Source organism: Streptomyces anatolicus (genome assembly GCF_019400875.1).
Classification (GTDB): Bacteria; Actinomycetota; Actinomycetes; order Streptomycetales; family Streptomycetaceae; genus Streptomyces; species Streptomyces anatolicus.
On record NZ_WMBF01000596.1, the window covers coordinates 1 to 3415 of the forward strand.

General features: G+C 70.7%; 4 protein-coding genes and 1 tRNA gene. 3 read left to right on the top strand and 2 right to left on the bottom strand.

Going from position 1 to position 3415, the window contains the following annotated elements:
- Both GKQ77_RS30110 and GKQ77_RS30115 read right to left on the bottom strand, forming a co-directional pair.
- Window positions 1-517, bottom strand: a 517-nt coding sequence (locus tag GKQ77_RS30110) for a histone deacetylase (protein ID WP_219692285.1), incomplete at its 3' end; no start/stop codon positions are given.
- 1 nt (window position 518) lies between these two features.
- A tRNA-Thr gene (locus tag GKQ77_RS30115) sits at window positions 519-595 on the bottom strand.
- A 217-nt stretch (window positions 596-812) separates the two neighbouring features.
- Between GKQ77_RS30115 and GKQ77_RS30120 the strand changes: the two genes are divergently transcribed.
- The 3 genes from GKQ77_RS30120 (at window position 813) to GKQ77_RS30130 (ending at window position 3391) form a co-directional block, all read left to right on the top strand.
- Window positions 813-1949, top strand: a complete 1137-nt coding sequence (locus GKQ77_RS30120) for an ABC transporter ATP-binding protein (RefSeq protein WP_219692286.1) — start codon at window positions 813-815, stop codon at window positions 1947-1949.
- Between the two features lie 227 nt (window positions 1950-2176).
- Window positions 2177-2635 (top strand): hypothetical protein, encoded by a 459-nt coding sequence (locus GKQ77_RS30125; RefSeq protein WP_219692287.1) that lies wholly within the window; start codon window positions 2177-2179, stop codon window positions 2633-2635.
- A 36-nt stretch (window positions 2636-2671) separates the two neighbouring features.
- Window positions 2672-3391: a nucleotidyltransferase family protein gene (locus tag GKQ77_RS30130; RefSeq protein ID WP_219692288.1), complete on the top strand. Its 720-nt coding sequence runs from the start codon at window positions 2672-2674 to the stop codon at window positions 3389-3391.
- Window positions 3392-3415 lie beyond the last annotated feature (24 nt).

Consider the following 3415-nt stretch of genomic DNA (forward strand, 5'->3'; position numbering starts at 1 on the left):
GCCCCGAGGCCAGGAAGCGCACGTAGGCGGGGGACGGCGGCACCCATGGGACATCGTCCATGGCCCAGGGCGCCGTGAAGGTCAGCACGGGCAGGCCGTCGACCCGGCCCGCGCACACGAGCGTCTCGTACCGGCCGTCTCCGAGCACATCCCGCCCCCGCGTGAGCGCCCGCGTCAGATCGAGGTCGGCGCCCGGCTCCCGGTACATCTCCTGGGCCGCGATATCGGCGAACTGCTCTGCGGTCACCAGGTGGGCCCGGGCCAGGACGCGCCCGCTCGCATGCGGGTCGTAGAAGGCCCTGCCGCCTCCCCACACCGGCGACTCGGTAGCGAAGTACATCGCGCCGGCCAACTCCACGGGGACGGACCGGGCAGGCATGGCGGGATCACGGCACCCCGGAAAGTCCTTCACCGCACCCACCGGACGGCCACCCCGGATGTAAGCGGCGAGCCGGTCCAGATGCGTGTTCGAACCATAGGACGCGTACCAGACCCGAGCGGCTGCGCCGGGGTTCATATGGAGCCCCCTGTCGGATTCGAACCGACGACCTACGCATTACAAGTGCGTTGCTCTGGCCATCTGAGCTAAGGAGGCATGCACGGGCCCGCACATGCATGTGGTCGTGCCCGTGCAGTGTAACCAACGACGTCCGGCCGGCCGGCGGGAATTTCCGCGGAGGCCGCCGCGCCCCGGCTACTGACAGACCACGGACCGCCGGGGTACGGTCACGAGCAGTTCACTCAGGTGGACTACACCACTCCCTCTACTCGGATCGTCCGGCACGTTCCTGCCGGTGAAGGGGGCCCTCACCATGGCCACTGTTACGTTCGACAAGGCGACCCGCACCTACCCGGGTTCCGACAAGCCCGCCGTCGACGGTCTCGACATCGAGATCGCGGACGGCGAGTTCCTCGTACTCGTCGGCCCGTCCGGCTGCGGCAAGTCCACCTCGCTCCGGATGCTCGCGGGGCTCGAGGACGTGAACGCAGGCGCGATCCGCATCGGGGAGCGCGACGTCACGCACCTGCCGCCCAAGGACCGGGACATCGCCATGGTGTTCCAGAACTACGCGCTCTACCCGCACATGACCGTCGCCGACAACATGGGCTTCGCCCTGAAGATCGCCGGCGTCAACAAGGCCGAGATCCGCCAGAAGGTCGAGGACGCGGCGAAGATCCTGGACCTCACCGAGTACCTGGGCCGCAAGCCCAAGGCGCTCTCCGGCGGTCAGCGCCAGCGCGTGGCCATGGGCCGCGCCATCGTGCGCGAGCCCCAGGTCTTCCTCATGGACGAGCCGCTCTCCAACCTCGACGCCAAGCTGCGTGTGTCGACCCGTACGCAGATCGCGAGCCTCCAGCGCCGCCTCGGCATCACCACCGTCTACGTCACCCACGACCAGGTCGAGGCCATGACCATGGGCGACCGCGTGGCCGTCCTCAAGGACGGGCTCCTCCAGCAGGTCGACTCGCCCCGCAGCATGTACGACCGCCCGGCCAACCTCTTCGTCGCGGGCTTCATCGGCTCCCCCGCCATGAACCTCGTCGAGGTCCCGATCACCGACGGCGGCGTGAAGTTCGGCAACTCCGTGGTGCCGGTCAACCGCGAGGCCCTGTCCGCCGCCGCCGACCGCGGCGACCGCACGGTCACCGTCGGCGTCCGCCCGGAGCACTTCGACATCGTCGAGCAGGACGGCGCCACCGCGAAGTCCCTCTCCAAGGCCACTGAGGACGCCCCGGCCGGTCTCGCCGTCTCCGTCAACGTCGTCGAGGAGCTGGGCGCCGACGGATACGTCTACGGCTCCGCCGAGGTCGACGGCGAGCACAAGGACCTCGTCGTCCGCGTGAACGGCCGCCGCGTCCCGGAGAAGGGCAGCCAGCTGCACGTCGTACCGCGCCCGGGCGAGACCCACGTCTTCTCCACGTCGACGGGCGAGCGCCTCTCCGACTGACGGACACCACGCCTGCATCCCGAGGGGCCCCGCGCCGAGCGAGCGCGGGGCCCCTCGGCGTGCCCCCGGAGCCCCGCCCGCGACCACGCCGTTGTCGACAAATACCCCGGCACACCGGGCATTTCGAACGTCCCTCGTCAACACCGCTCCAGGGAAACCCTCTTCGCCGTCGCTCGACCGAGTGACAAAATGTCGCCAAATCATCACCGAGCGCTACGCTGCCACGCGTGACGCACTCCGCCAACTACACCCAGAAGCCGCGCCGAGCCCACCGGGGCCCCGCCCGCCGCATCGGCCGCACGCTCGCTCTCGTCCTGCCCGTGATGCTGGTGCTTTCCGGGACCCTCGCGGTCACCAGCGTCAACTGGTCGGGGAACTCCTCGGATTCGATCCTCACCGCATCCGCCGACAACCTCTCCGTACCGGCCAAGTCCCGCGCCCCGCAGGACATGCTGCGCGACCGGCTCCTCCTGGAACTCCAGGAGAAGAACCCCGGCATCGCGCTCACCCACCTCCAGCAGGAGGTGAACCGCCACCCGTCGCTCGCCCGCCACTGTGTCGCCGTCGCCCGCGCCCTCGGCCGGGCCGCCGTGCAGAAGTACGGCCCGACCCGCGCCCAGTCGTACGCGCGGCCCGTGTGCGACACGTCGTACGCGGCGGGCGTGGCAGCCCACCAGAACGGCTGAGCCGACCCGGCCGACGCGCCGCGTAGGGTTTCCGGCATGACCACGCTGAACCCCACGCAGGCCGTAGTCCTGGCCGGAGGCCAAGGCTCCCGCCTCCGTCCGTACACCGACGACCGGCCCAAGCCGATGGTCGAGATCCCCGGCACGGGGACCCCGATCATCGGCCATCAGCTCGCCTGGCTGGCCGCGGAGGGCGTGACGGACGCCGTCGTCTCCTGCGGCCACCTCGCCGAGGTCCTCCAGGAGTGGCTCGACTCCGCAGACCTCCCGCTGAACGTCACCACGGTCGTCGAGAAGGAGCCCCTCGGCCGCGGCGGCGGCCTCAAGTACGCCGCCCGCCACCTCCCCCACGCCGACCAGCCCTGGTACGCGACGAACGGCGACATCTGGACCCGCTTCTCGCTGCGCGACATGGCGGCCTTCCACGCCGAGCGCGACGCCACCGCGACCCTCGCCCTGGCCCGCCCCCGCATCCCGTGGGGCGCCGTGGAGACGGACGCGTTCGGCCACATCACGGACTTCGTCGAGGCCCCGCCGTCCCCGTACCTCATCAACGCGGGCGTCTACGTCTTCTCCGCGTCCTTCACCGCGCTCCTGCCCGACCTCGGCGACCACGAGCGCACCACGTTCCCCCGCCTGGCCCGCGCGAAGCGCCTGGCGGGCTTCCCGCTGCCGCAGGGCGCCTACTGGCGGGCGATCGACACCGCGAAGGACCTCACCGAGGCCGCCAAGGAACTGGCCGCACAGGCCCGTTGAGCCCCCACACACTTCATACGCTGT

Excerpts from the sequence above, each read along its gene's own strand:
- GKQ77_RS30120 (WP_219692286.1), top strand. The coding sequence starts at position 813 with ATGGCCACTGTTACGTTCGACAAGGCGACCCGCACCTACCCGGGTTCC.
- GKQ77_RS30130 (WP_219692288.1), top strand. The coding sequence starts at position 2,672 with ATGACCACGCTGAACCCCACGCAGGCCGTAGTCCTGGCCGGAGGCCAA.